At 70.8% G+C, this 25,581-nt stretch carries 23 protein-coding genes; 13 read left to right on the top strand and 10 right to left on the bottom strand.

The genetic code is table 11. The features are described 5' to 3' along the window. The first annotated feature begins 101 nt into the window (after positions 1-101). From FMQ63_RS21440 to FMQ63_RS21425, 4 genes are read left to right on the top strand one after another with little or no spacing between them, the layout of a single operon-like run. On the top strand, positions 102-2,600 hold the full coding sequence (locus FMQ63_RS21440) for a penicillin-binding protein 1A (protein ID WP_011555152.1): 2,499 nt from the start codon (positions 102-104) through the stop codon (positions 2,598-2,600). Then, the gene (locus tag FMQ63_RS21435) at positions 2,597-3,955 is read left to right on the top strand and encodes a hypothetical protein (RefSeq protein WP_011555153.1); all 1,359 of its coding nucleotides are present in this window, start codon (positions 2,597-2,599) and stop codon (positions 3,953-3,955) included. Before FMQ63_RS21440 ends, FMQ63_RS21435 begins: the two co-directional genes overlap by 4 nt. Further along, positions 3,952-5,322: a peptide ABC transporter substrate-binding protein gene (locus tag FMQ63_RS21430; protein WP_011555154.1), complete on the top strand. Its 1,371-nt coding sequence runs from the start codon at positions 3,952-3,954 to the stop codon at positions 5,320-5,322. The genes FMQ63_RS21435 and FMQ63_RS21430 overlap by 4 nt, the downstream gene beginning before the upstream one ends. 10 nt (positions 5,323-5,332) lie before the next feature. Then, positions 5,333-6,982 (top strand): ATP-binding protein, encoded by a 1,650-nt coding sequence (locus FMQ63_RS21425; protein ID WP_026114331.1) that lies wholly within the window; start codon positions 5,333-5,335, stop codon positions 6,980-6,982. A 1-nt stretch (position 6,983) separates the two neighbouring features. On the opposite strand, the gene FMQ63_RS21420 is transcribed toward FMQ63_RS21425, so the two are convergent. The 4 genes from FMQ63_RS21420 to raiA all read right to left on the bottom strand — a co-directional run bounded on the left by FMQ63_RS21420 (position 6,984) and on the right by raiA (position 10,877). Then, the gene (locus FMQ63_RS21420) at positions 6,984-7,808 is read right to left on the bottom strand and encodes a class I SAM-dependent methyltransferase (RefSeq protein ID WP_011555156.1); all 825 of its coding nucleotides are present in this window, start codon (positions 7,806-7,808) and stop codon (positions 6,984-6,986) included. 52 nt (positions 7,809-7,860) lie between these two features. Continuing rightward, a complete protein-coding gene (locus FMQ63_RS21415) occupies positions 7,861-8,193 on the bottom strand; it encodes an SMR family transporter (protein WP_011555157.1) in 333 nt (110 codons plus the stop codon). Positions 8,194-8,330: 137 nt separating this feature from the next. Beyond that, positions 8,331-10,373 carry an MXAN_5187 family protein gene (locus FMQ63_RS21410; RefSeq protein ID WP_141276699.1) on the bottom strand — a complete coding sequence of 681 codons (2,043 nt, stop codon included), beginning with the start codon at positions 10,371-10,373 and terminating at the stop codon, positions 8,331-8,333. A gap of 144 nt (positions 10,374-10,517) precedes the next feature. Next, positions 10,518-10,877, bottom strand: coding sequence for a ribosome-associated translation inhibitor RaiA (raiA, locus tag FMQ63_RS21405; RefSeq protein WP_011555159.1), 360 nt, complete (start codon positions 10,875-10,877; stop codon positions 10,518-10,520). 169 nt (positions 10,878-11,046) lie between these two features. Between raiA and FMQ63_RS21400 the strand changes: the two genes are divergently transcribed. Both FMQ63_RS21400 and FMQ63_RS21395 read left to right on the top strand, forming a co-directional pair. Next, positions 11,047-11,409, top strand: coding sequence for a response regulator (locus FMQ63_RS21400; protein ID WP_026114334.1), 363 nt, complete (start codon positions 11,047-11,049; stop codon positions 11,407-11,409). Between the two features lie 84 nt (positions 11,410-11,493). After that, a complete protein-coding gene (locus FMQ63_RS21395) occupies positions 11,494-11,976 on the top strand; it encodes a DUF2007 domain-containing protein (protein WP_011555161.1) in 483 nt (160 codons plus the stop codon). A gap of 6 nt (positions 11,977-11,982) precedes the next feature. Here FMQ63_RS21395 and FMQ63_RS21390 read toward each other — a convergent pair whose 3' ends face one another. Then, positions 11,983-12,948 (bottom strand): N-acetylmuramoyl-L-alanine amidase-like domain-containing protein, encoded by a 966-nt coding sequence (locus FMQ63_RS21390; protein WP_011555162.1) that lies wholly within the window; start codon positions 12,946-12,948, stop codon positions 11,983-11,985. Next, positions 12,945-14,000, bottom strand: a complete 1,056-nt coding sequence (locus tag FMQ63_RS21385) for a HEAT repeat domain-containing protein (RefSeq protein WP_011555163.1) — start codon at positions 13,998-14,000, stop codon at positions 12,945-12,947. The genes FMQ63_RS21390 and FMQ63_RS21385 overlap by 4 nt, the downstream gene beginning before the upstream one ends. 77 nt (positions 14,001-14,077) lie before the next feature. On the opposite strand from FMQ63_RS21385, the gene FMQ63_RS21380 reads away from it, so the two are divergent. Both FMQ63_RS21380 and FMQ63_RS21375 read left to right on the top strand, forming a co-directional pair. Beyond that, positions 14,078-14,395, top strand: a complete 318-nt coding sequence (locus tag FMQ63_RS21380) for a DUF4398 domain-containing protein (RefSeq protein WP_011555164.1) — start codon at positions 14,078-14,080, stop codon at positions 14,393-14,395. 17 nt (positions 14,396-14,412) lie between these two features. Next, positions 14,413-15,822, top strand: coding sequence for an OmpA family protein (locus FMQ63_RS21375; protein ID WP_026114335.1), 1,410 nt, complete (start codon positions 14,413-14,415; stop codon positions 15,820-15,822). Positions 15,823-15,914: 92 nt separating this feature from the next. Here FMQ63_RS21375 and truD read toward each other — a convergent pair whose 3' ends face one another. The 3 genes from truD to FMQ63_RS21360 are packed head-to-tail and all read right to left on the bottom strand — an operon-like array spanning position 15,915 to position 19,277. Beyond that, complete coding sequence (gene truD / locus FMQ63_RS21370) at positions 15,915-16,949, bottom strand: tRNA pseudouridine(13) synthase TruD (RefSeq protein WP_011555166.1); 1,035 nt, start codon at positions 16,947-16,949, stop codon at positions 15,915-15,917. Further along, the gene (locus FMQ63_RS21365; RefSeq protein ID WP_026114336.1) at positions 16,946-18,283 is read right to left on the bottom strand and encodes a DUF4388 domain-containing protein; all 1,338 of its coding nucleotides are present in this window, start codon (positions 18,281-18,283) and stop codon (positions 16,946-16,948) included. Before FMQ63_RS21365 ends, truD begins: the two co-directional genes overlap by 4 nt. Positions 18,284-18,290: 7 nt before the next feature. Further along, positions 18,291-19,277 carry a thioredoxin domain-containing protein gene (locus FMQ63_RS21360; RefSeq protein ID WP_020479170.1) on the bottom strand — a complete coding sequence of 329 codons (987 nt, stop codon included), beginning with the start codon at positions 19,275-19,277 and terminating at the stop codon, positions 18,291-18,293. Between the two features lie 72 nt (positions 19,278-19,349). Between FMQ63_RS21360 and FMQ63_RS21355 the strand changes: the two genes are divergently transcribed. Beyond that, positions 19,350-20,411 (top strand): asparaginase, encoded by a 1,062-nt coding sequence (locus FMQ63_RS21355; RefSeq protein ID WP_011555169.1) that lies wholly within the window; start codon positions 19,350-19,352, stop codon positions 20,409-20,411. 60 nt (positions 20,412-20,471) lie between these two features. Next, positions 20,472-21,383 carry a GGDEF domain-containing protein gene (locus FMQ63_RS21350; RefSeq protein ID WP_026114337.1) on the top strand — a complete coding sequence of 304 codons (912 nt, stop codon included), beginning with the start codon at positions 20,472-20,474 and terminating at the stop codon, positions 21,381-21,383. A 22-nt stretch (positions 21,384-21,405) separates the two neighbouring features. Here the strand turns inward: FMQ63_RS21350 and FMQ63_RS21345 are convergent, their stop codons facing one another. Beyond that, positions 21,406-23,019 (bottom strand): HEAT repeat domain-containing protein, encoded by a 1,614-nt coding sequence (locus FMQ63_RS21345; protein WP_011555171.1) that lies wholly within the window; start codon positions 23,017-23,019, stop codon positions 21,406-21,408. A gap of 111 nt (positions 23,020-23,130) precedes the next feature. On the opposite strand from FMQ63_RS21345, the gene rpsU reads away from it, so the two are divergent. The 3 genes from rpsU to dnaG form a co-directional block, all read left to right on the top strand. Continuing rightward, positions 23,131-23,325: a 30S ribosomal protein S21 gene (gene rpsU, locus FMQ63_RS21340; RefSeq protein WP_002614080.1), complete on the top strand. Its 195-nt coding sequence runs from the start codon at positions 23,131-23,133 to the stop codon at positions 23,323-23,325. A gap of 104 nt (positions 23,326-23,429) precedes the next feature. After that, positions 23,430-23,888, top strand: coding sequence for a GatB/YqeY domain-containing protein (locus FMQ63_RS21335; RefSeq protein WP_026114338.1), 459 nt, complete (start codon positions 23,430-23,432; stop codon positions 23,886-23,888). A 332-nt stretch (positions 23,889-24,220) separates the two neighbouring features. Continuing rightward, positions 24,221-25,581, top strand: a 1,361-nt coding sequence (gene dnaG, locus FMQ63_RS21330; protein ID WP_194866442.1) for a DNA primase, incomplete at its 3' end; no start/stop codon positions are given.

Here is a 25,581-nt window from a genome sequence, read left to right as displayed (position 1 = left end):
CGCCCGATTCCTCCACACCCACTCCCCCCGCGCCGCCTTCGCGACCGGGGTTCGGTGCCCGGCTGTGGCGCTGGACGAAGCGGCTGCTCATCACCGGCCTCGTGTGCCTGGTGCTCGGCGCCATCACCCTGGCGAGCGGCTACGCGTACTACAGCCAGGACCTGCCCTCCGTGGACGCGCTGCGCAACTACCAGCCGCCGCAGGTGACGAAGGTGACGTGCGGTGACGGCACGCTCTGCGCCGAGTTCGCGCACGAGCGGCGCACGTTGATTCGCGTGGAGGACCTGCCGCCCCACGTCCGCAACGCCTTCCTGGCCGCCGAGGACGCGGACTTCTACAAGCACGAGGGCCTGGACTTCTTCGGCATCACCCGCGCGGCCATCAAGAACCTCATCCCCAACAGCCGCAAGTCCGGCGCGTCCACCATCACCCAGCAGGTGGTGAAGAACCTGCTGCTGTCCCCTGAGCGCAGCTTCTCCCGCAAGGCGCGCGAGTGGATTCTCACGCCACGCGTGGAGGAAGCGCTCACCAAGGACCAGATTCTCTCGCTCTACATCAACCAGTCCTACTACGGGCAGCGCCGCTACGGCATGGAGGAGGCGGCGCTCTTCTACTTCGGCAAGCACGCCAAGGACTTGAACGTGGGCGAGGCCGCCGTGCTCGCGGGCACGGTGCAGCTCCCGCACCGCATCAACCCGGTGACGAACATCACGCGGGCGAAGTCGCGTCAGCGCTACGTGCTGGACCAGATGGCGCGCAACGGCTTCGTGTCCGCGGACGTGGCGGAGGCGGAGAAGGAGAAGCCCATCGTCCTGGCTCCCCGGCGGGGCAAGGTGGTGGGGCCGTATTACACGGAGGAGATTCGCCGCACGCTCATCGCGCGCTACGGCGAGCAGGCGGTGATGGAGGGCGGGCTGCGCGTGGACATCGCCATGGTGCCCAAGCTCCAGCTCGCGGCGGAGCAGTCGGTGCGTGACGGCCTGGAGGCGGTGGACCGGCGCCAGGGCTACCGCGGTCCCCGTGGCGCGCTGGAGAAGGGCCAGTGGGAGCGATACCGGGCCCTCATCGCCACGCGCATCGAGGAGGCGGGCCGCCGGCAGAAGGACCAGGGCTACGTCGCGGACCTGTCCTCGCTGGCGAAGGTGGAGAAGGAAGAGCCGAAGACGCCCGAGATCGCGGGTGCGCCCCTGGACCCGCTGGAAGAGGAAGGCACCGAGGAGCAGCGGCCGGACCTGTCGCCCGAAGACGAGGCGCCCCTCTCCGCGGACCAACTCCTGGCGCAGTCCGTGCGCCTCAAGCCCATGGAGGAAGGCCTGCGCCTCACGGGCTACGTCATGCAGGTGGACGACAAGCGCAACGTGGCCCGCGTGGACCTGGTGGGCCGCACCGCCGAGGTGGCCTTCGCCGCCGCCTCCTGGGCGCGGCAGAAGGGCAAGAGCGCGCCGAAGAAGATTTCCGACGTCTTCACGGAGGGGGAGCTCGTCTTCGTGCGCGTGCTCAAGGCACCGCCCGCGCCAGCCTTCGTGGAAGCGGCGCTGGACCAGGTTCCCGAGGTGCAGGGCGGGCTGGTGGTCATCCGTCCGGAGAACCGGCACGTGGTGGCGCTGGTGGGCGGCTACGACGCGGAGCGCTCGTCCTTCAACCGCGCCACGCAGGCGAAGCGGCAGCCTGGCTCGTCCTTCAAGCCATTCCTCTACGCCGCCGCCATGGGCAGTGGCCGCTACACGCCGCTGTCCAAGGTCAATGACGCCCCTGAAGCCGTCCGCGACCCGTACACGGGCAAGACGTGGAAGCCGCAGAACTACGACCGTCGGTTCCACGGGCCGATGACGCTGCGCGAGGCGCTCACCAAGTCGAAGAACACGGTGTCCGTGCGCCTCATCGAGGCGCTCACCCCGGCCACCACCATCGACGTCGCGCGCCGGGCTGGCATCCACTCCCCGCTGCCGGAGAACCTCACGCTGGCCCTGGGCACCGGTGAAGTCACGATGCTGGAGGCCGCCAACGCCTACGCCACGCTCCAGGCCAATGGCCGCTATGCGGAGCCCTTGCTGCTGCTGCGCGTGCGCGATGCGCGCGGCAAGGTGCTGGAGGAGCATCAGCCGGCCTTCGAGGAGACGCTGCCGCCCGCGGTGGCCTACCTCACCACGTCGCTGATGCGCAGCGTGGTGGAGGACGGCTCGGGCCGGGCCGTGCTCGCGCTGGAGCGCCCCGCCGCTGGCAAGACGGGCACCACGCAGCAGTCCCGCGACACGTGGTTCTCCGGCTACACGGCGGACTGGGTGGCCAGCGCATGGGTGGGCTTCGACAACAACTCGCCGCTGGGCGGCAGTGAGACGGGTGGCCGCGCCGCGCTGCCCATCTGGCTCCAGTTCATGCGCGTGGCCCACGAAGGGCTGCCCACGCGGGAGTTCGAGGTGCCCCCCGGCGTCGTGCAAGTGCGCATCGACCCCATCAGCGGACTGCTGGCGGGCAACTCCGTCCCGGGCCGGCTGGAGCCCTTCCTCGAAGGCACGCAGCCCACCGCGGAGGCACCGCCGCCGGGACAGGTGACCACCGACCAGTTCTTCCTCGACGAAGGCAACAGGCGGGGACTGTGAGCCCTGCCCGAGCCCTGCTGCTCGCCCCTGTGCTGGCCACGCTCGTGGCGCGGGCGGCGCCTGCGGCCGACACCACCGCCGCCATTCCCCGACTCGCCCGGCAGGTGACGGGGGCCGTGCGCGCGCAGCGTGGCGTGGAGTCGCCAGTGGCGGTGAATGTCACGGGCGGCTCGGCCGAGCTCCGCCGCGCGGTGAGCACGATGCTCGCCTCGCAGCTCTCCTCCGCGGGCCTGTCGCCCGTGGTGCTGGAGGCGCCCACGGCCGATGCCGCCGAGACGCTGGCGCGCGCGCAAGGTGCCCGGACGCTGGTGCGACTCTCGCTGAACGTCGAAGGCGGCGAACTGCGCGCCCGAGGTGATGTGATTGGCACCTGGGTGAACTTCTGGTCCGGCCGCACGCCCACGCGGCCGCCCAAGCCCGCCGCCACGCTGGTGGAGACGGTGCCCGCGGACCCGACCGTGTTGGCGCTCGCGTTGGAGGGCGCAGGCACTTCGCCCACGTCGCCCCCGGAAACGGGCCCTCAAGGCATCCGACTGCTGGGCGCGGCGCTGGCGCGTCTGGAGCATCCCCTGGCGGCGCTCGCCGCCGGGGACCTGGACGGGGATGGCCGGGATGAAGTGGTGGCCCTGACGGAGCATGACGTCTCTGTCTTCGACGCGGAGGGGCGGCTCGTCGCGCGCAAGGAGCTGGACTCCCTGCCCGCTGGAAGCGCCACCACCCGGGAGCCCTTTGGCGCGTTGGCGTTCCTGCCGGGGCCCCCCCGGCTGGCCGCGTGGAGCACCCGCCATGCGCACGGCGAGTTGCTGGCGCTGGACAAGGCCCGCGCCACCCTGCGCGCCGTGGGGACGCTGGACACGGCGCCGCTGGGCGCCACCGAGCGAGGCACTTTCGTTCCGGGACAGACAGCCTTCGCGCCCACCCTGAAGCTGGCGGAGGGCCGCGCGCTGACGGTGCCCGCGCCCTTCACCACCGCGAGCATGGATGCCCAGCGGATGCTGTTCGTCCACCCGGATGGCACCGCGGCCTTCTACGCGCACGCGGGCGCGGCACCGGCGCGCTGGACGAACCTGGGCGCCGGCAGCGCGCTGGGAGACCTGGATGGGGACGGCGTGCCGGAGCTCATCACCACCTCGACTCAGCTCACCCCCGCCCCCGATGTGCTGCGCGTGCACGGCACCTCCGGGGGCGACCCCGGCACGCACGAACCGCTGTGGCAGGGCGCCCTGCCCACGGGCCGCGCGCTGTACGTGGTGACGGCCCGCCTGGACGGCGACACGCGCCGCGAGGTCATCGTGGGCCTCTGGAAGCCGGACGGCACCAGCGAGCTGTTCCTCCTGCGCCAGGGGGCGCCATGAGACTCCGCTCCACCCTTGCCTGCCTCGCATTGCTCGCATCCGCGTCCGCGCAGGCGGCCGGCCGTCCTCGTTACGGGGGGGAGCTGCGCGTCGCCCACGGCGGCCCGCCGGAAGTGGCCGAGCCCGCGCTGGCCGACACACCCTTGGAAGCAACGCTGCTGGGGCTGCTTTCCCCACCGGTGTGCCGTGCCACACGGGACGGCGGCTTCGAGCCCGCGCTCGCGCGGGAGCTGTCACGCCCCACGCCCCAGTCCCTGCGCATCACCCTGCCCGGCCCCGCCTCCGCCACCGCGCTCGCGCGGGCATGGATGCGGCTGGCGAGCCACGACGGCGCATCACCGTACCGAGCCCTCTTCCATCCGCTGCGCGGTGAGGCACGGCAGGTGACGCCCCAGGGCGCCACGCTGGAGCTGACGCTGGCCTATCCCTGGCCGGACCTCGAGCGCGCGTTGTGCCATCCAGCGCTGGCGCCGCCCGCCTCCGCCAACGCCCTGGGCCCCTTCACCGCCGCGGGACGCGGGGCCCTGGAAGCGCAGACGGCCTGGCCCCAGGGGCGCCCGTACCTGGACCGGTTGCTGCTCACCTCCACGGACCAGCGCGGCCTCTCACGGCTGTGGTCGTCCCGGCAGGTCCAGGTGGAGCTGGGCGTCGCGTCGGAGACGGACACCACGGCCGGCGACCCGCTCTACGCCACCTTCCTGGCCTTCTCCCCACGGCGGTTGCCCCCGGACTTCCGGCAGGCCGTGGAGAGCGCCATCGACCGCGAGGACCTGACCCGCCTCTTCGTCCAGGCGCCCGCGCAGCCCATGCCGCACCTGCTCCCGCCGGTGATGCTCGACGCTCCCGCGCGCTCCCGGCCGTCCGCGCCGTCGGCGAGACCCGCACGGACGGTGACGCTGCGCTACGACGCATCGGTGGAGGACCAGCGCGCGGTGGCGGAGCGCATCCAGGTGAAGCTGCACGAGCGCGGCTACACCGTGGCGCTGGAGGCGCTCCCGCGCGCGGCCCTGCGCGCCCGCTGGGCCCAGGGCGACTTCGAGCTGATGCTGCACGCGCTGCTGCTGCCCCCCATCCCCGGGCCCGCGCTGGCGGTGGTGCTGGATGCCGGTGGACGCAAGGACTTGCTGGGCGTGGAGCTGCCCGCCATCGGCGCGCTTGCGTCCACCGCGGCGCGGGACGCGCGAGCGCGCGAGCGGGCCCTGGCCCTGGCAGCGTCCGTGCCCCTGGTCCCCCTGTACGTGCAGGGGCTGGGAATGCGCTTCGCTCCGGACGTGGGCGGGGTGATGATGGATGCACAAGGCCTCCCCTCGCTGGACGGACTGCACGTGCTTCCACCGGAGGGGACGGCGATGGGAGGACGTCCTTGAGGAGAACGGCATGCGCTTGAGGACGCGGCTGGCGCTCGCCTTCGCCCTGCTGGCCCTGGTTCCGCTCGCGGTCGTCGTGCCCCCCACCCTCACCCGCTTGCGCGACACGTTGTCGCGCGAGCTGGACGCGCGCATGGAGGCCGCCACCGCCTCCGCACAGGAGTCCCTGGAGCGCTCCAGCGCCACGGCCCGCCGCGCGGTGGAGGAGCTGGTGGACAGCACCAGCATGGAGGACCTGGCCCGCGAGGCCCGCGACCGCCCCACCCGCGCCATCCAGGCCGGCACCGCCGAGGCCCTGATGAAGAGCCGCGGCCTGAGCGTGCTGGCCCTCTTCGACCGCGAAGGAAGGGTGCTCTCCTCCGGCCACCTGCCCGCGCGCCGGGGAGACCCGGACCCGGCCCTCTTCGCCGTTACGCAGCAGAAGTCACCCCGGCCCGTGCCAGTGCGCGTGGAGGTGCGCACGGCCTCCGGACTCCGTCAGCTTCCGGCGCTCGTCACCGCGCGCCCGGTGGACTTCGGGGACCTGCGGCTGTGGGCCGTGGGCGGCGTGCTGCTCGATGAGAGCCTGGCGCAGCACCTGGCCCGCCTCACCCAGACGCAGGTGACGCTGCTGGCGGGTGACACGCCCCTGGCCAGCGCGGGCACGGCCGAACCGCCGACGGTGACGAAGGCGCTGCCGCTGGGAGACGCGGCCACGGTGCGGCTCGTCTTCAGCCGCGCCGCCGCGCGTGAAGCGGAACAGGGCGTCATGCGCGCCTTCCTCCTGCTGGCGGCGCTGGGCGGCACTTTCGCGGTGCTGCTGGGCCTGCTGGTGTCCCGGTGGATGACGCGGCCTGTGGAGGCCCTCACCGAGGGCGCCCGGCGCGTGGCCGAAGGCGCGCTGGAGTCCCAGGTGACGGTGAAGGCCAGCGGCGAGGTGGGCGAGCTGGTGCGGACGTTCAACCGCATGACGTCCGAGCTGAAGGCCACCACCGAGCGGCTGATGGCCAGCGAGCGCATCGCCGCGTGGCAGGAAGTGGCGCGGCGACTGGCGCACGAAATCAAGAACCCGCTGACGCCCATCCGCATGTCGCTGGAGACGCTCCAGGCCGCGCAAGAAGCGAAGCACCCGCGCTTCCAAGACATGTTCAAGGAGAGCGCGGGTGTGGTGCTGGAGGAAGTGGACCGGCTGCGCCGCATCGTCGACGAGTTCAGCCACTTCGCGCGGATGCCCAAGCCGCAGCTGGCGCCCGTGGACCTGGGCGAGCTGGCGCAGAGCGTGCTGGCGCTGTACGCCACGCCTCCGACCGGCATCCAGATTCTGCCCACGCTCCAGACGGGCGTGGTGGCGCGGGTGGACCGCGACCAGCTCACCCAGGTGCTGGTGAACCTGGTGAAGAACGCCGAGGAGGCCATGGCGTCCACGGGTGGCACCCTGCGCGTGCGCGTACGCTCCACCGAAGCCGACGCCATCGTCGAGGTGGAGGACAGCGGCCCCGGCATTCCCCTGGAGCACCGCGCCCGGATCTTCGAGCCCTACTTCACCACCAAGGACGGCGGCACCGGCCTGGGGTTGGCCATCGCCTCGCGCATCCTCCAGGAGCACGGCGGCAAACTGGAGGTGGGCGGAGAGCCCGGCCACGGCGCGCGCTTCAGCCTCGTGCTGCCGCGCGCGGCCTGACTCAGACGCTGCGCTCCGCGAAGCGGACGTGGACCAGCGCGGGCAACCGTTCCTTCACCCAGGGCAGCATGTTGAGACCGTTGTAACCGTACCGGAAGAAGCCCCGCGGGAAGGTGTAGGGCTTCAATTCCACCTGGCGGATTCGCGGCGCCCACCGCCGCAGCGTCGCCTCCAGCGCGTCGCGGTTGATGCCCCAGGGCATGGGTGGCACCTGGTACGCGCGGGTGCGGTGCAGCCCCTTGAGCGTGCGCCGTGAGAGCCAGCGGGGAATCGTGTCGAAGAGGAGCTCGGCGCCCGGGAAGCGCTCGGCGATGTCCACGATGAGCCGACGGACGTCGTCTTCCTCGAAGTACATGAAGAGGCCCTGCGCGACGATGAACACGCCCTTGCTGGCGTCCACGCGGTCCATCCATGCGCGGTCCATGGCGCTCACCGGGAAGTGCATCAGCCGCTCGTTCGGCGTGAGGAAGCGCTCCCGGATGGCCACGGCTTCCGGCAGGTCCACGCTCAGCCAGCGCAGCCGCCCGTTGTCCAGCCGCTGCGCCTGCGTCTCCAGCCCCTCTCCCAGCGACACCACGAAGCCGTCAGGGTGCGTGGCCAGCCACGCGCGAATGCTCCGGTCCATCTCCACCGCGCGAATCGCGAGGGACGGCTCCGCGCGGCCAAAGGACTTCTCGAAGTCGTAGTCGATGGCGCCGTAGATGCGCAGCGCCTCCGCGTCCTTCAGGACGCCGTCCGGCCGCTTCGCCTCCCCTGCCCGGGAATGAAGCGTCCAGAGCATCGTCTCCGGAATCCCCGTGAGGTTCGGCACGTACCGCGTCTGCATCGTCCCCCTCCTGATATCAACGACACCTCCCGGGCGAGCTCCGCCAGGCGCCTCAGTGCGCCGCCGACCTGGAGAAGGTATTGATGACGATGACGCCCGCCAGGATGAGCCCGATGCCCACGAGCGCGGGGACGTCCAAGCGCTGCCCGTGAAGGAGCCACGCCACGCCGGAGACGAGGACGATGCCCGCCCCGGACCAGATGGCGTAGGCGATGCCCGTGGGGATGGTCCTCAGCGCGAAGGACAGGCAGAAGAAGGCCACGCCATAGCCCAGCACCACGAGGATGGACGGCCCCAGCCGCGTGAAGCCGTTGGAGCTCTTGAGCGCTGAGGTCGCCACCACCTCGGCCACGATGGCAATCCCCAGATAGACCGCGTTGTGCATGAACCGCCTCCGCGGGCCTCTATAACCACCGGCTCCGAAGGCGGCCCGCGCGAACGTCCGAAACGAGAAGGCCCGCGGCCTCTCGAGGAGACCACGGGCCTTCGGCACTTCAGCAGCGGACAGGGCCGCGCTCGGGCTCAGTCCTTGACGGGCGTGGCCTTGAGGGCCGCCTTGCCTTCCTTCACATAGACCTGGAAGCGCACCGTCTTGCACGCGTACTTCTGGACGAGCTGCTCCTTGTTCTTGCGGAGCTTCTGCACGAACTTGTCGTACGTCAGGCCGTCGGCCGCTTCGCCACACCGCTCACGGGTGGTGAGGAACTCGCGGAAGACCTCCTGGAAGTGCTGCTCGTCGGTGAGCGCCACCGCGGAGTTGCCCAGGCCCGGCAGCGGAATCGCGGCGGGCTGAGGGGCGGAGCGCGGCGGCGGCATGGGGATGGCGTCCGACGTCGGAGGCCGCGCGCTGGCTTGGAGCAGCTCGCGCGGAATCGCCGCCACGCGCGTCGTCTCCGGGCTGTCCGGTGCGGCCTGGGAGGCCGCCAGGGCGAAGGGGTCCGCCGCTTGCTGCAGCGAGTACGCCGCCGTGGGCTGGTCCTCGAAGGCGAACGCTCCCCGGCGAGGCGACGCGGGCGACAGCGGCTCGGGCCCACCGAAGGACTCGGGTGAGGACTCGAACGGCATCGCCCCCACGTGCGCGGGCTGCTGCTGCGGCGGCGCGGGGAACGGGAACGCCTCGGCCGAGCCGAAGGGGTCCGCCGCGGGCGGGGGCGCCGGAGGGGCAAAGGCAAACGGGTCCGCCGCGGGGGCCGGAGGCGGAGCCGGCGGGGCGAACGCGAATGGATCGCCCATGGGAGCCTGCGCCGTTCGCGAATTCGCGAACGGGTCTCCCGACGGCGGCGGCGCGAAGGCGAACGGGTCCGCGGCGGGTGCCGGAGCCGGAGCGGCCGGCGGCGCGAAGGCGAACGGGTCGGCGGCGGGTGCCGGAGCAGCGGGCGGCGGCGCGAAGGCGAACGGGTCCGCGGCGGGCGGCGGCGCGAAAGCGAACGGGTCGGCGGCGGGCGCGGGGGCCGGCGGCGGCGTGACTGCGGCCGGCGCAGGCGCGGAGGCCATGGCGGCCGACAGGCTCAGCGTGTCGGAGCTGCCACTGGACGCCTCCGCGTCAGCCGCCTTGCGGCCGGAGCCCATCATCAGCGTCCACAGGAGGCTCAGGCCCAGCAGGCCCGCCAGGGCGAACAGCGCGTTCTGCTGATACGCGGCCAGCATGCCCAGCACCGGCTGCGTGCTGGCGATCGCGAGCACCTCCAGCGGCGTGCTGGCCAGCGCGCGGCGCGCGCCCACCATCAACGGCGCGTTCCCCCCCAGGGGGTCATTCTGGGTGAAGACGGGCAACGCCACCGGGCCCAGCTCCAGGAACTTGCCGGTGCTCAGCACCACGCCCGAGGCATCCGCGGCGACCTTCGTCAGCGAGCCTTCCGCCAGCAGCTTCTGCGGACCGGCGACGCCCGCCAGCGCGTCGCCCTTCACCAGCGCCAGCGCGGCCGCGCCCGACGCCTGGACGGCGGCCTCCAGCGCACCCTCGTCCAGCAGCGGCGCGCCCAGCACCAGCGTCACCGCGGGCGCCCCGGCGTTCCACGACAGCGGCACCGCGGCGAACGCATGCGGCGCACCGAAGGCATCCACCACGCTGGCCCCGGACTTGACGAGGCTCACCACGTCCAGCTTCGCCGCGTCCGAGGACGGCTCGGCCCCGGCCACCGCGTGGAACTGCGTGTCCTGGGCGACCACGGCCACCACCGCGCCCTTGAGTTCCTGGGGAATCAAGCCTTCGACGGCGCTGCGCACCGCGGCGAAGCGCTCGGCGGTGAAGGCGCGGGCGGCGGCGGCATCCACCTCGACGCGCTCGCGCTCACGCTCACGCTGGTTGCGCGGCGCGGGCTGCTCCGGAAGCGGCGGCGCGGCGACGGACACCACTTCCGGCATGGCCGCGAGCTTCAGCGCCAGCGACTGCACTTCGGCACGACGAGAATCCACACGGCGCGCCACCTCGGCGGCGCCCGCGGAAGCCTGGGCCGATGCACCGGCGACGGCGCGCTCGCGCAGCGGTCCCGACAGCATCGGCAGATGAGCAACGCCCAGTCCGATGACCAGGAATGCGAAGACGAGGAACTTGAGGCGGACCATCGCCGTCCTTTTAGCCCGAGGTTGAAGGGTTCCGCTTATAGCGTTCACCGTTCCGCCCCAGCAAGATTCGGGCACTGGACAAGACGAGCCCGGCCGCCAGGTGTACGACCTGGGTGGCCGGGCTCTTGCTACCGCCAACCGCGATTAGTAGGTGGGAACGTCGACCGCCACGTCCTCGGGCAGGCCGTTGGTATGAACGTCGCGCCGCTTCCCCAGCATGCGCTTGAGGCTCGTCTCCAACCGGTCACGCGATGCGTCGATGGCGGGGAACAACGAGTCCGCCGTCTCCGTCACGTGCACCGAGGAGAGCCCGGGCAGTCGCACCGTGACCCGGCATTCCTTGTCCATGCCGCCCTTGGGCCCGTTGGTGTCCACCAGCGAGATGTCGATTTCCGCTGCCTCGTCATCCGCGAACCGTTCGATATGGCGCACCAGGTGTTCGTCGACATACGACTTGAGAGCATCCGACAGGTTCAGGTGCACTCCACGCAGCAACACCTTCATGGCATTTCCTCCGAGCCCAAAGATGGGCAGCCTGACGCCCGGTGGTGAGCCACCCCCTGCCCATTAATGGAGCCCGCCTGACGCTCCCCTGCTCTCCGGCCGGGTGGGCAGCGAAGCGCTCGCATCCGGGAAGGACGAATCCCCACCGCCGCGCGGGTTTCTCAAGGGCATGGGCGCCGAACGAATCAAGGTCTTGCTGGTCGAGGACGACGGGGACAGCCGGGAGCTGCTGGCGGAGCTGCTGGAGTCGGAGTTCGACGTGAAGACGGCCACGGATGGCTTGGCCGGCCTCGAGATGTTCGAGGCCGAGCACCCGGACGTGGTGGTGACGGACGAATCCCTCCCAGGCATGTGCGGCACCGAGCTCGCGCAGAAGGTCAAGGAGCGCGAGCCCCGGGCCCGCGTCATCCTCGTGTCCGGTTACACACAGGTGCAGGGCTCCGAACACTGTGACGTGGTGCTGCGCAAGCCCATCGACGTGGAACGCCTCAGCGCCGCGGTGTGCAGGCTGGGCGACGAAGCTCGACACTGAACGAAGTGACGGGCCCCGGGTGCCGTTCCACGGAACCCAGACCTACTATTTCCCTCCAGACACCCACGGGCAGGAGGGACGGCGATGAAATACTGTGCGAGGTGCGGCTCCGAGTATCAGGACGGCGTCAACGCGTGCGCTGACTGTCCAGGCAACCCGCTCCTCGTGAGCGCGGAGGAGATGCGCAGCAGGGGGCTGCCGCTCCCGCATGAGCTGGATACCCGCATCTTCGTCCGGGCTGGCTCCGCAGAGGACCCCTTCACCGCCGAGGTCTACGCGCAGCTCCTCCAGGACGCGAACATCCCCGTCCTGGTGCGCGCTGGCCGCTCGGGCGTCGTGGACAAGCTGACCACCGGCAACGTGCTGCCCTGGTGGGAAATCCACGTCCCCGCCGACCAGCAGGTCCGGGCCGCGACGCTGATTGAGCAGGAGCGCCTGCGGGAGCTGGCCACCAACGACGAGGCCGCGGCCGCCGCCGAGGCCGAGGAGCGGGAGACCGAATCTCCCGCCGCTGAGGCCAAGGAGCGGGAGACCGAATCCCCCGCCACGCCGCCACCGGCCTACTGAACGCGCTCAGGGCACCGGGCGCGCCACCGAGCCGCCGCTCGCCACATCGGGGCGGCGCGGCTCGAAGAGGCTGACGCCCGTCACCCTCCACTTCGAATAGCGGCCGTTGCGGGCCAGGAACGTCTCCAGGTCCTCGTCCACCACGCGATTGTAGCCGCCGCGAGAGGCGTGGCGCAGGTACGTGCGCTTCTTGCGCTGCACCACGAAGCCCAGGTGGGTGATGCGGGTGACCTTCAGCGGCAGGTCCTCGCGCATCACCACCAGGATGGTGCCCGAGGGGATGTCGCGCGCGTGCGCCATCACCCGCTCCAGGGGCAGCATGTTCAGCGGGTACGTGCCCACCACATGCTGCGCCTTGGGCAGGCCCAGCGCCTGCGACGAGCGCGACTGCCAGGAGACCTTCGTCAGCGACTTCGTCACCGTGACGGCGTCATCCCCCGCGTAGCGCCGCGTCACATCCGTCAGGAAGCCCTTGCGGATGTTGTTGGGCAGCCACTGCGCCTCCATGAGGTGGTTGCGGTCCTCATAGGTGGGCGAGCTCGCGTAGCGGATGCGCTCGAGCAGCGGCGCCACCTCGTCCTCGCTGCCCGCGAGGCTCAGCGCCATCGACTGCTCCACGAAGGTGAGGCAGTCCACCGCGTCCAGCCGGAAGGTGGGGTCGGGGTCCACGCCCTGGCCCTCGCCCAGCGGCGACAGGACGTAGGGCGTGTTGATGAAGCGCTCGCTCATCCGCAGCAGCCGCCCGGCCAGCGGCGCGTCCGCGTCCTCCGACACGAGCGCGGCGCGCGCCTCCGCGCTGAGCCCCACCCAACCATTGGGTTTCGCCGGACGGGCCGTGGCGAGCTGCTTGGACGCCGAGGGCGACTCCAGGAGCGCTTCGGCACCGGGCCGGGTGTCCACGTCCTCCAGGGGCGTGGGGACCGCGGGCGCCTGCGACAGCAGGGCCGCGGCCAGGACCGCGACGACCTTCATTGCGCGACACCCGCCTTGCGGAGGATGGCCTTGCGCCGGTCGTCACGCAGTTGGAGCGTCTCCAGCTCCCGCTCGTACGCGAGCTTCTCGTCGGACTTCGCGTTCCACGACGCCAGCACCAGCCACTCCAACATCGACGCGTCCCCGCCCTCGTGGAGGATGCGGGCGGCGCCGGCGGCCAGCGCGCGGTCCTTGTCCTCCAGCAGCGGCTTGAGCGCGGGCGAAGCCTTCTTCGCGCTGACGCCTTCGTAGAGCTCCAGGCCCTGCCGGCGCACGAAGCGGTCGTCCGAGCCGAGCAGCTTGCCCGCGAAGGCGAAGCCCTCCGGCGAGCCCAGCCGGCACAGGCCGCGCGCCGCCGCGAAGCGGGTGCTCTCCGAATCGCTGGCGAGGAACTCCTTGAGGGCCGGCGCCTGCTTGGCGTCCCCGGCCTCCCCCGCGGCGGCGAGCAGGGCCGCGCGCACCTCCACCTCCGGCTCTTTCCGGGCGGTCTTCACCAACAGGGCGCCCATCTTCGGATTGCGTGAGGCGCCCAGGGCCCGCGCCGCCTCGCGGCGGACCCCGCTGCTCTTGTCCTCCAGCAGCGGCACCAGCACCTGGGTGAGCCGGCTGTTGAGCTTCGCCAGGCCCTGCGCGGCATACATCCGCACCGCGCTGTCCTCATCCGACGCCAGGCCCGCCAGGGTGGGCTCGGCGGCGCGCGTTCCCAGCCCCGCAAGCACCGCGGTGAGGTTGCGGCGCAGCCGCTCCTCGTGGACGGTGCGCAGCGTGGTGGCGATTTCCCGGGCCGCGTAGGCCTCCTCGCGCAGGAAACGCAGGCGGGAGACGGCCGCGGGGACGGCGCCCCCCTGCACCACGGCCTGGATGACCGCGTCCGTGTCCGCGCGCCGGGAGTTCCGTTTGGCGGCGGACGCCGGGCCGGACAGGGCGGTCCAGGGGAGGAGCAGCGAGAGCAGGAGGACGAGGCGGACGGACGGAGGCACGGGCCCCCGACGATGGCAAGGGCGGCGCCGGCCGTCAAAGTCCCGCCCCATGCCCGGTTCCCCGGCCGGCACGTCTGCCCGATTCTTGACCCTCCAGGGGGCGATTGATACGACCGCCAGGTTTCACCTCTCTCTCAAGGCGCCACCCTATGAAGAAGCTGATGGCGTTGGTGGCGGTGTCGGGGACGCTCACCGCGTGCGGCCCCGTGAAGTCCACCGCGAACATCCTCGACGCTGAAGTGCAGATTCAGGCCGCGCGCACCGCCGGGGCGGAGAAGCTCGCGCCCTACGAGTGGACCGCGGCCAACCTGTACATCGGCAAGGCCCGCGAGGAGGTGGGGTACTCCGACTATCAAGCCGGCGTCGACTTCGCCGTGAAGGCCTCCCGCTACGCCAACGAGGCCCGCGAGAAGGCCATGGCCGTGGCCGGAAGCACCGAGCCCGGCGGCCGTACTCCGAACCCGTGATGACCGAGCGCTTCCCGATGACGCGTCCTTCCCTGGTCACGCTGCTTCCCCTCCTCTTCTCCCTCTCCTGTGTCAGCGGCAGCAAGATTCGCGCGGACACGGAGGTGCTCGCGGCCAACGTGGAGCGCGCCCGCCGTAGCGGCGCCCTGCGCTGCGCGCCCGTGGAGCTGGCCACCGCCGAGGCCCACCTCGACTTCGCCCGTGGCGAGCTGAGCCAGGGCAACAGCGGCCGCGCCGACACCCACGCGCGCACCGCCGACGCCGCGGTGACCCGCGCGCTGGAGCTCTCCAAGAACTGTGGCCCGCGCCAGGTGCTGGTCCGCGACCGGCCGGAGGCCTCGCAGCCGCAACAGCCCCAGCAGCCGCAACAGCCGCAAGTGGTGGTCCGTATCGAGGAGACGGACAGCGACGGCGACGGCATCCTGGACAAGGACGACCCCTGCCCCGACCAGGCCGAGGACATGGACGGGTTCCAGGACGAGGACGGCTGCCCCGACCCGGACAACGACAACGACGGCGTGCTGGACGGCAACGACAAGTGCCCGCTCACCCCCGGCGTGCCGGAGAACCAGGGCTGCCCGGCCGAGGCGCCCAAGGACCGCGACGGCGACGGCATCATCGACTCCGAGGACAAGTGCCCCGACCAGGCCGAGGACAAGGACGGCTTCCAGGACGAGGACGGCTGCCCCGACCTGGACAATGACGGCGACGGCATCGTCGACACGGCCGACAAGTGCCCCAACGAGGCCGGCCCCATGCAGAACCTGGGCTGCCCCATCGTCGACAAGGATGGTGACGGCATCCTCGACGTGGACGACAAGTGCCCGGACGAGCCCGAGGACAAGGACGGCTTCCAGGACGAGGACGGCTGCCCCGACCTGGACAATGACGGCGACGGTACGCCGGACGTCCAGGACAAGTGCCCGAACGAGGCCGGCCCGACGGAGAACGGCGGCTGCCCGGACAAGGACACCGACGGTGACGGCATCGTGGACCGGCTGGATGCGTGCCCCGAGGAGCCGGGCGTCCAGGAGGAGCGTGGCTGCGCCAAGCAGTACAAGATGGTCGTCATCAAGCGCGACCGGATTGAAATCAAGAAGCAGATCCTCTTCAGCTCCGGCTCGCACAAAATCTACGGCAAGCAGAGCACCGCGGTGCTCGACGACGTGGCGCAGGCCCTGCGCGACGCGCCGTGGATCAAGCGCATCCGCATCGAGGGCCACACCGACTCGATGGGCAACGACGCCTCCAACCTGCGGCTGTCCCAGCGCCGCGCGGACGCCGTCATGGCGCAGCTCCTCCGCCGCGGCATCGACCCGGGCCGCATCCAGGCCGTGGGCTTTGGCGAGACGCAGCCCATTGCCCCCAACAGCACCAAGACGGGCCGCGCGATGAACCGCCGGACCGAGTTCAAGGTGGCGGAGTAACAACCGCCCTGCCCCGGCCGCACCTGGCCGGGGCACGACGCACCAGACGCCTCCGGGGCCTCGCGCCTGCGGAGGCGTCGTCGTTTCGGGGCTCAGCCGTCCTTGAGCAGCTCGTGGAGGACCTCGGTGGCATACGCGCCCCGAGGCAACTCGAAGGTGAGCCAGAGGTCCTCGCCGTCCGCCGTCTTCTCCGCGGTCAGCTCGGGCGAGCCCAGGCGGACGCGGTAGGGGCGGCGGCTGCCTTCCGTCTCACCACCGCCGCGCTTGAAGTCCTCCGGCGTGACGCCCGCTTCCGCCAGCAGCCGCGCCTCGAGCTCGGCCACGGCTCCGGCGGAGGCCGTCATCTTCGGCCCGAAGAGCGGGCCTGCCGGGCTCACCTCGAAGGAGGCCACGCGGGGGCCGTCCACCTCGGGTGACTCGCACACGAAGAGGCCGCCCGTCTCCTCCTTGCGCAGCACGTCGCCGGCGAGCGCGGTGGCCAGCGTCCCCGCGTGCAGCCGCGCCGCCAGCGCCTGGTTGAAGAGGCGCGACTGGAAGGCGGACAGGTACAACTTGCGCTGGAAACGGTCCGGCCGCTTCGGCAGCCGCTGGCCCAGCACCAGCAGCCGGCCCAGGTCGGCGTTGTCCCCTGCCCGGCCGAAGCGCTGCTCGCCGAAGTAGTTGGGCACGCCCTGCGCCACCAACCGGGAGAACGTCTCCCGCGCCGCGCCGGAATCCTTCACGTCGCGCAGGCGCAGGCGGAAGCGGTTGCCCCGCAGGTGCCCGGTGCGGAGCTTGTTGCCGTGGCGCTTCGTCCACAGCACCTGGACGCCGTCCAAGGCGAACTCCGGCACCTTCGGCTCGGCGCGCGCGGGCACGGACACCAACTGCCGGGTGATGGCGTGCCGGTCCTTCATCCCCGCCACGCCAATGTCATCCTCGGACACGCCCAGTGACGCGGCCAGCGCGCGCACCAGCTCGCGCGTGTCACGGCCCCGCTTCTCCACCCAGAGGTAGAGGTGCTCGCCCTCGCCGGAAGGCAGGTAGGCGGGAACCTCCTCGACCTCGAAGTCCTCGGGAACCAGCTTGAAGGCGCCCCCACAGCCGGGCACCTCCGCCGTCAGGCGCGGCCAACCAGAATCCGTCACGATACCTCGAGCGTGGACAGCAGTTCCTTCACGCGGCGGGCCAGGTCCTCGTCCGCGCGTGACTCCAGCAACTCACCGGCCTGGAAGAGCAGGAAGAACATCATGTCGCTGAGCGCCTGCCTGAAGGTCGCCAGGGGCTCACTGCCCAACTGCGCGCGGTGGCGCTCGAAGCTCTCGATGAGCTTGTTCTCCGGGAGGCTGCCATCCGGAGCGAAGGCCAGCCCTTCCAGCACCGGCGACGACGACAGGCCCTGACCGGAGAGGGCCGCGTTGGCCGCGGCGATGAACTCGCGATCCATGCCCTGCTTGGCCACCTCGTCGCGAATCTCCCGGAAGATGAAGTTGAAGACGCGGGCCACCGGGCGCGGATCCACCGTCACCACCGGGCGCGCGGGCGCGCGGGCCGGAGCCTGCGCCGTGCGTTCGGACGGCTGGGGAATCGGCGTCGGGACGCCCGGGCCAGGAACCATCAGCGGCTTGTCCGTCACCGAGGCGAAGCCGCCCTCCAGCAGGCGGAAGACCACCTTGGTGACGTCGAACTCCGACAGGCGCGCGGCGTGCCCCAGCTCCAGAATCGTGCGTCGGCCGTCGAGCAGGCCCAGCACCCGGTCCTCGTCCTCCTCCAGCTTGCCGTCCGAGGCGCGCTTGCGCGTCACATACAGCCGGCCGTGGGAGATGCGCTTCCGGAAGTGCGCCATCTCGTCAATCTTCCGGATGCTGTCCATCAGCAGGCTCTGCGTGGACAGTTGGATGATGTGACCGGACTTGTCCTCCACCGGCTGGTCGATGAGGAAGAAGGTCCCCTCCCGGCACAGGACGATGGCGTGGAAGATTTCGCTCACCTGGTGGGTGACGCACTTGAAGAGGTCGTGCGACTTGAGCAGCCCCTTCTCCACCAGCGAGCGCCCCACCTTGGAGGGCGGTTGCTCACGCAGCGCCGCCTCCACCTGGGCGCGCTCCACGTAGCCCATCCGCACCAGCACCTCGCCCAGCCGGTCGGCTGGGTCGTCGGAGGAGGCGCCGCGCACCTCACCCTCGCGCAGGGTGACGGAGCGCTCTCCGCCCGGCGAGTGCACGCGCACCACGCCGCTCCAGCGCGACTGGCTGAGGAAGGCGATGAGGTCCGACAGCGGGAAGCCGCCCGCGTCCCCCGCAAGCACCACGCGCGGCAGCGGAATGGAGCCGCCCTCCGCGGGCGTACGGGAGAACACCAGCAGGTCGGGCGCCGTCGCCATCAGCGCGTACGTTCCCGAGCGCCCCGCCAGCGGTGAAGGCACATGCCGGTCCTCGGGGACGAGCTGCGCCGACGCGTCGATGCGGAAGCGGGGTGTCATGGCGGCGTCAGTCAGCCGCCCAGGCGTTCTTGTTGGCGGACCACTCCAGCTCGTCTTCCAGGCTGTGCGACAGCATCTCCGCCTCCACGAAGGACAGGTCCAGCGCACGTCCGTTGAAGTACACGGAGGGCGTGCCGCTGATGCCCGCCGCACGCCCCTGGCTGCGGTAGCCGTCCAGCTCTTCCTTATACGCGTCCGTCTTCAGCAGCGCCGCCAGCTTCGCGCCATCCAGGCCCAGCGACGTCGCCAGGGCGGCAATCGCATCGGGCTTGAGGTTGGACTGGTGCTCGAAGAGGGCGTCGTGCATCTGCCAGAACTTGCCCTGATCCCTCGCCCACAGCGCCGCCTGGGCGGCCGGCTTCGCGTTGGCGTGCATGGACAGGGGGAACGGCAGGTAGCAGAAGCGCACCTGCTGCGCGTGCTTCTTGGCGAAGGCCTCCAACACCGGGCGAGCCTTGGCGCAATACGGGCACTCGAAGTCGGAGAACTCCACCACCGTCACCGGCGCGCCGGCCGGGCCCATGCACATCCGGTCATCCACCTTGAACTGCGCCCGCGGGTCGCGGAAGGCGGAGTAGTACGTCGACAGGGAGAGGATGACCTCGGTGGCCGGGCTGCCCTCGGACACCCTCCGCGCGGCCAGCTGCGCCATGCGCCGGGCGTGCTTGCAGGGAGTGTGCGACTTCAGACAGGCGCCCAACGTGTGGGGGCAGCCGCAGTAGCAGAACTCGTCATTGAAGACGGTGGCCAGCTCCCGCTTCGCCGTGGGCGACAGCGAGGAGAAGTCCATGCCCGGGATGCCCGACACGGCGGTGGCCGGGTCCACGGGCGCGGCGGCGGGCTCGGCCGGGGCCGGAGCGGCGGAAGCTTGCGGGGCGGGCGACGCCGACTGCCCCCCCGTCGGGGCCGCGCTCTCGGGGTTCTTGCACCCTGGGGCCGTCAGGACCGCGACGGCCAGCAGGGGAACGACACGCTTCCAGCAGAAAAGGAGCACGCGGCGGGTCTTAGCGACGCGCGGGGGGCTTGTAAAGCAACGCCAGCCTTGGCAGGGAAGCGCCTGTTCATCATGCCCAGAGTCCTGCTGCTGCATACCGGGGGTACGCTCGGAATGGCCGGGGGGCGCCCGTCCGCCCTGAAGCCCGCGGCCTTCTTCAAGACGCTCAAGGCCCGCGTGCCGGAGCTGTTCGAGCTGGCCGACATCGAGTTGGAGCTGTTCAGCAACCTGGACAGCTCGGAGATGCAGCCGGAGCTCTGGAGCCGGATGGCCGCGCACCTCCACGCGCGCCTGCCCCACTTCGACGGGGCCGTGGTGACCCATGGCACGGACACGCTCGCCTACACCGCGAGCGCCCTCTCCTTCATGTTGCGCAACCCGCCCTGCCCCGTGGTGTTGACGGGTTCGCAGCGGCCGTTGGGCAAGATTCGCTCAGACGCGCGGCTCAACCTCATCGACGCGGTGCTGTCCGCGCTGCACGGGCCCCGCGAGGTCACCATCTGCTTCGACTCGCGCCTGTACCGAGGCAACCGGGCGCGCAAGGTGAAGGTGTCCGAGTACGACGCCTTCGACAGCCCCAACTTCCCCGTGCTGGGCACCCTGGGCGTGGACACCACCTTCGAGCCGGGCCTCAAGTCCCGCGGGGCCTTCCGCCTCTACGAGCGGTTGGACGCCAAGGTCTTCCTCCTCAAGGTGTACCCGGGGCTGGACCCCGCGCTGCCGCTCCAGTTGCTACCGCACGTCCGGGGACTGGTGCTGGAGGCCTACGGGGCAGGTAACTTCCCCATCGCCCCGGAACTGGGGCGCTCGCTGACGCCCCTCTTCCTCCAGGCGCGCGAGCGGGGCGTCCCCGTGGTGGTGGTGAGCCAGGCGCACCGGAATGGCGTGGACCTTTCCTTGTATGAGTCCGGAGCGGCGGCACTGGAGGCCGGGGCGATGGGCGGCGCGGACATGACGCCGTCGGCGGCCCTGGTGAAGCTGATGCAGGGGCTGGCCTACCACTCCGGCTCGTCTGGGGCCCTGGCGCGCTACATCCAGACCCCGGTGGCCGGAGAATTGACCGTCGGAAGGCCGACAGTCGCTCCGGAGGCCCCCGCCGGCCCCCCCGCCACTCGGCGGCCCCGAGGAGAGTAGTGGAGAGTCGGGCAGTATGCTTGCCGCCGCGAAAAGGCGGCCCGTAAGATGGGTGCCGCGATGTCCGAGGAGAAAACTTCCGTCCATTCGATTTCGGACCTGCTGGGCAGTGCCCAGCAGCAGAGCGCCTATCTGATCGTCATCAGCGCCAAGTCCGCGGCGGGCATCGGGCGCATGTTCAAGCTGGACCGCTCCGAGGTCGTCCTGGGGCGCAGCTCCGAGGCGCAGTTCCAGGTCGAGGATGACGGCATCTCCCGCAAGCACGCCAAGGTGGTGGCGCTGGGAGACGGCCGGTTCCAGTTGGTGGACCTGGCCAGCACGAACGGGACGTACCTCAACGGCCTGAAGGTCAACGCCGCCCCGCTCTACGACGGCGACAAGATCCAGATCGGCTCCAACACCGTCCTCAAGTTCTCCATCCAGGACGCGCTGGAGGAGCAGTACCAGCGCAGCATCTATGAGTCCGCCACGCGTGACGGCCTCACCCGCGTCTACAACAAGAAGTACTTCCTGGAGACGGTGCGCAAGGAGTTCAGCTACTGCCTGCGCCACCGGGTGCCGCTGTCGCTGGTCCTCTTCGACGTGGACCACTTCAAGAAGATCAACGACGCGTATGGCCACCCGGCCGGTGACTACGTGCTGACGCGCATCGCCCAGCGGGTGAGCGACACGGTGCGCACCGAGGACCTGCTCGCGCGCTACGGCGGCGAGGAGTTCGCGCTGATGCTGCGCGAGTCCGCCGAGGACCAGGCCCTGGCGTGCGCGGAGCGCTGCCGGTACGCCGTGGACAAGGCCGACTTCGTCTTCAGTGGCACGCCCATCAAGGTGACCATCAGCCTGGGCGTGGCCACGCTGCTGGACTCGGACTTCTCCCAGCCCGAGGACCTCATCGCCGCCGCGGACAAGTACCTGTACCGGGCCAAGCGCGCGGGCCGGAACCGCGTGGACGCGAAGGCCATCAGCGGGCTCTGAGTTTCGGGCGCGGCCCCCGCGCCTACTGGCCGAAGCCCAGTCGCCGTAGCGCCTCGCGCGATACGTGCTTCACATGGGAATCCGGGTCGCGCGCCGCTGCGTCCGATAGCGCGGCCGCCGCCTGCGCTCCGCCAATCCGGCCCAGCGCCGTTGCCGCGGCCACCCGCACAGCGGCCTCCGTGTCCTCCCGCAGGCACCCGGCCAGCGCCTTCACATGTGACGCGCGGCCAATCTGCTCCAGTGCCTCGGCGGCGGCGGTGCGCACCACCCCATGTTCCGACTCCAGCAGCATCGCGGCCTCATCGCCTCGGGACGTCTGCCGTTGAAGCGTCAGCAACTCCAGTGCGGCGCTCACCACCTCGGGAGCCCCGTCCCTCAGCGCACGCGTGGTGGCCTCCGACACTCCCGGCTGCCGCGTCGTCAAACCGCTCAAGGCCCGCACGGCACCTGCCCGCAGCAACGGCTGCGCATCTGTCAGAAACGGCTCCACCGAGGACACCCGGTCCCGAGCCCCCTCGCTACAGTCCGCCAGTTGCGCCAGCGCGGCCCCTCGGACGGATGCGGCCAGCGCCTTGTCCCGCGCCGTCCCCAGGAAGAACGCCACACACCCCTTCTCCCTCGCCATGGCCTCCAGCCACGGCCGAGCCTGCATCGCATCACTCGACTCGATGCGCCGCTCCGCCGCCGTGCGCAGCGGGACGCCTTCAGCCTCGGCCAGCGCCCGCGCCGCATCCCGGCGCACCCACCGGTCGGAATCGCCGAGCGCCCGCTCCAGCTCCCGCATCGCCAGCGGCCCATACACTCGCAACGACTCCACCGCGCGTCGGCGCTGAAGTGGATCCGCCACGGTCAGCTCCGGCTGCATGCCCTCCAGCTCCTTCGAATACACAGCGAAGAGCCGGTTGATGCGCGCCTCCTCCGCGGGCTTCGCCTCATCCAGCAGCATCCGTCCCACCGACGACCGGCTGCGCCCGGCCACCACCTTGAGCGCGCTGGCGCTGACCGCATCCACGCTCTCCGGCCGCGCCGCCATGGCGTCCAGCAGGACGCGTGCGGGCTTGCGGCTCAGGAACCCGGCCAGGTGGGCGAGCGCCGAGCCCCGAACCGCCAGGTCCTCCGCGTACAGCTCCAGCTCCAGCGCCTCGCGAATGGCATCCCTCCGCCCCCACACGCGGGCCGCGGCATTGGCGCCGCGAGGTCCGGCATCTCGCAGGAACTTCGCGGAGGAAGCCCCGGCCTCCGCCGCGGCGCGAGCCGCCGTCAGACACGCCGTCAGGTTGGACGACACCGGCTCCGCCATGACCCAATCCGCCAGGGCCCGGCGATCCGTGACGCCCTGACGCCTGGCATCCGCGCGCACCGCCGCCCACCTCACCCGCCAGTCCGGGTCCTTCATGGCGGAGACAAGCGGCGCCCGGGGAATGGGCCGCTGCCCCGCCAGGCCCTGCACCCAGGAATCCACGCGGCCGCCCGGCAGGCAGCTGCCACAGGTCCGAGCGCGCAGGGATGGATCCGTCACGTGCCGCTGGCAGGACATCCAGCATTCTCGGGTCGGGGTCCCACCTTGCTGCTGGCCGGTCGTCAGGAGTACCACCAGGAGGAGGGCTGGGCTCACGAGGCGGACAGTGTAGTCCATCCGACTTAGCCTTTTCGTCCAGCGTCCTTGCGTTTTCCCTCTCAGTGGGTCATACCCGCTGCCCCTTTTGATCTACACCCACATCTACGTACGGCGGAAGGAGGTGACTGCATGCCCGGTATCCGAGTGAAGGAAGGAGAGTCCATCGAGAGCGCCCTCAAGCGTTTCAAGAAGGCCACCGAGAAGGCTGGAATCCTTTCCGAGATCCGTAAGCGCGAGCACTACGAGAAGCCTTCCGTGAAGCGGAAGAAGAAGGCCCTCGCCGCCAAGAAGCGCGCTGTGAAGAAGGCCCGCAAGTCGTTCTAGGCGCGTGCCTCGCGCGTGGAGCCGGGGCGCCACCGATGTCAGGTGCCCTGGCTCCCGCCGTCGAAGTCCCCCTGAACAACGTCTTACCCTCCGGAGCTGCGACCATGGCCACCCTGAAGGAGCGGATCGACGCGGACCTGAAGGACGCGATGCGGTCCAAGAACGAGCTGACGCTCAGCGTGCTGCGGATGCTCAAGAGCGCGGTGAAGTACAAGGAAGTGGAGCCCGGCGCGTCCGCACTGGATGACGCGGGAGTCCTCACCATCATCGCCGGCCTCATCAAGCAGCGCCGTGATTCCGTGGAGCAGTTCAAGACGGGTGGCCGCCCGGAGCTGGCGGAGAAGGAAGAGGCTGAAATCAGCATCCTTCAGAACTACCTGCCCAAGCAGCTGACCGCCGACGAGCTGGCCGCCGAGGTCCGTGCCGCCATCGCCGAGACGGGCGCCAAGGGTCCCAAGGACATGGGCGCGGTGATGAAGAACCTGAACGCCAAGATTCACGGCAAGGCGGAAGGCCGCGCCATCTCCGAGGCCGTGAAGTCCGAGCTCGCGAAGCTCTCTTGAGCATTCCACCGTTCTGAGGTCAGCGCTGGCGCTGTCGGGAAACCGGCGGCGCCTTTGCATTGAAGGGCTGGACAGGGATGCGGAAACTTGCTCCCTCGGCCCCTCGTCATTAAGTGCCTGGGTCAGTCCCGCCGTGCCCCCCGCTCCCCCCAGCGGAAGTCGCGTGCAGGGGCCTCAGGAGTCCACCCCATGCCGCAACCACTCCCTGCCCTCGCGAACGCTCCGGCTTCAGCCCCCATGGGGATGATCCGCCAGGTCGGCCGGTGGGCAGGCGACGTCAGCCCTGTCAGGCAGGATGCAGAGGCTGGGCCCGCCCAGGGGTGGGCCAGGGGGTGGGAGTCGTGATTCCGGAGCACAAGATCCAGGAGGTCCTCGAACGGGTGGACCTCGTCGGGCTCATCTCCCGGCATGTCGACCTGAAGAAGGCCGGGCGCGAATGGAAGGCCTGCTGTCCCTTCCATCAGGAGAAGACCCCCTCGTTCTACGTGGTGCCGGAGAAGCGCTTCTATTTCTGCCATGGCTGCCGCGCGAGCGGTGACGCGGTGTCCTTCGTCCAGCGCTACCTGGGCAAGACGTTCCTGGATGCGGTGCGGGACCTGGCGCGCGAGCTGGGCGTGGACCTGGAAGCCGAGCAGGACCCCAGCATGCGGGAGCGGCAGCAAATCAAGGAGGCCACGGACCAGGCCGCCGAGCACTTCCGCGCCATGCTGTGGCAGCAGGACGAAGGCCGCTCCGCCCGCGCCTACATCGCCAGCCGCGGCGTCTCCGACGAGACGGCCATGGCGTTCGGCCTGGGCTGGGCGCCGCTCGAATGGGCCTCACTGACGGAGCGCTTCCAGAAGCTGGGCATGCTGGAGTGGGCGGCGAAGGCCGGCCTGGTCCTCAAGCGCAACAGCGGCGACGGCTACTACGACTTCTTCCGCAGCCGAGTGATGGTGCCCATCCGCGCGCCGGAGGGCCGCCCCATCGCCTTCGGTGGCCGTCTGATTGGCGCGGATGAAGGGCCCAAGTACCTCAACTCGCGCGAGTCCCGGCTCTACAACAAGAGCGAGACGCTCTTCGGCATGGACCAGTCTCGCGACGAGATTCGCAAGCGCAAGGCCGCCGTGCTGGTAGAGGGCTACTTCGACGCCCTTGGCCTCCACCAGGTGGGCGTGCGGCACGCGGTGGCGCTGTGCTCCACCAACCTCACCGCCGGACACATGCAGGTGCTGAAGCGCGCCGAGGCCCGCGAGCTGATTCTGCTGTTGGACGGAGATTCGGCCGGCCTTGCCGCTGTCGAACGGCTTTCCGGTCCCCTGCTCGCCGCGGGAGCGACCGCGCGAGTTGCCCTGCTGCCGCAAGGGGATGATCCAGACACCTTCGCGCGTCGAGAGGGCCAGGAGGGCGTGGAACGGCTGCTGGAAGGCGCCCACCCGCTCACCAGCCACCTGTTCGCCTCGCTCCTCCCGGAGGGCAAGGCCGCGAGCTTCGAGGAGAAGATGGCAGCGCTCGAGCGGCTCAAGCCGGTGGTGGGGCAGGTCCCCGTGGGCCTGGTGCGCGCCACCCTCTTCAGCGCGGTGGCCGAGCACTTCGGCTGGCGGCCTGCGGACGTGGAGGCAGCCCTGCGCAGCAAGGTGCCCCTGCCCAAGCCCGCCGGCGGGGACGCACCTCCTTCGAGCCCCAACCGCCCCGCCCCGCCCCTGGAGAAGCC

Source organism: Myxococcus sp. CA005, from assembly GCF_006518205.1.
Taxonomy (GTDB): Bacteria; Myxococcota; Myxococcia; order Myxococcales; family Myxococcaceae; genus Myxococcus; species Myxococcus xanthus.
Note: the sequence above shows the minus strand (reverse complement) of the source record. Positions and strands in the feature narration are given on the sequence as shown.

Coding starts and splice junctions, on each gene's coding strand:
- FMQ63_RS21430 (WP_011555154.1), top strand. CDS start 3,952: ATGAGACTCCGCTCCACCCTTGCCTGCCTCGCATTGCTCGCATCCGCG.
- FMQ63_RS21425 (WP_026114331.1), top strand. CDS start 5,333: ATGCGCTTGAGGACGCGGCTGGCGCTCGCCTTCGCCCTGCTGGCCCTG.
- FMQ63_RS21420 (WP_011555156.1), bottom strand. CDS start 7,808: ATGCAGACGCGGTACGTGCCGAACCTCACGGGGATTCCGGAGACGATG.
- FMQ63_RS21415 (WP_011555157.1), bottom strand. CDS start 8,193: ATGCACAACGCGGTCTATCTGGGGATTGCCATCGTGGCCGAGGTGGTG.
- FMQ63_RS21410 (WP_141276699.1), bottom strand. CDS start 10,373: ATGGTCCGCCTCAAGTTCCTCGTCTTCGCATTCCTGGTCATCGGACTG.
- raiA (WP_011555159.1), bottom strand. CDS start 10,877: ATGAAGGTGTTGCTGCGTGGAGTGCACCTGAACCTGTCGGATGCTCTC.
- FMQ63_RS21400 (WP_026114334.1), top strand. CDS start 11,047: ATGGGCGCCGAACGAATCAAGGTCTTGCTGGTCGAGGACGACGGGGAC.
- FMQ63_RS21395 (WP_011555161.1), top strand. CDS start 11,494: ATGAAATACTGTGCGAGGTGCGGCTCCGAGTATCAGGACGGCGTCAAC.
- FMQ63_RS21390 (WP_011555162.1), bottom strand. CDS start 12,948: ATGAAGGTCGTCGCGGTCCTGGCCGCGGCCCTGCTGTCGCAGGCGCCC.
- FMQ63_RS21380 (WP_011555164.1), top strand. CDS start 14,078: ATGAAGAAGCTGATGGCGTTGGTGGCGGTGTCGGGGACGCTCACCGCG.
- FMQ63_RS21375 (WP_026114335.1), top strand. CDS start 14,413: ATGACGCGTCCTTCCCTGGTCACGCTGCTTCCCCTCCTCTTCTCCCTC.
- FMQ63_RS21365 (WP_026114336.1), bottom strand. CDS start 18,283: ATGACACCCCGCTTCCGCATCGACGCGTCGGCGCAGCTCGTCCCCGAG.
- FMQ63_RS21355 (WP_011555169.1), top strand. CDS start 19,350: ATGCCCAGAGTCCTGCTGCTGCATACCGGGGGTACGCTCGGAATGGCC.
- FMQ63_RS21350 (WP_026114337.1), top strand. CDS start 20,472: ATGTCCGAGGAGAAAACTTCCGTCCATTCGATTTCGGACCTGCTGGGC.
- FMQ63_RS21345 (WP_011555171.1), bottom strand. CDS start 23,019: ATGGACTACACTGTCCGCCTCGTGAGCCCAGCCCTCCTCCTGGTGGTA.
- rpsU (WP_002614080.1), top strand. CDS start 23,131: ATGCCCGGTATCCGAGTGAAGGAAGGAGAGTCCATCGAGAGCGCCCTC.
- FMQ63_RS21335 (WP_026114338.1), top strand. CDS start 23,430: ATGGCCACCCTGAAGGAGCGGATCGACGCGGACCTGAAGGACGCGATG.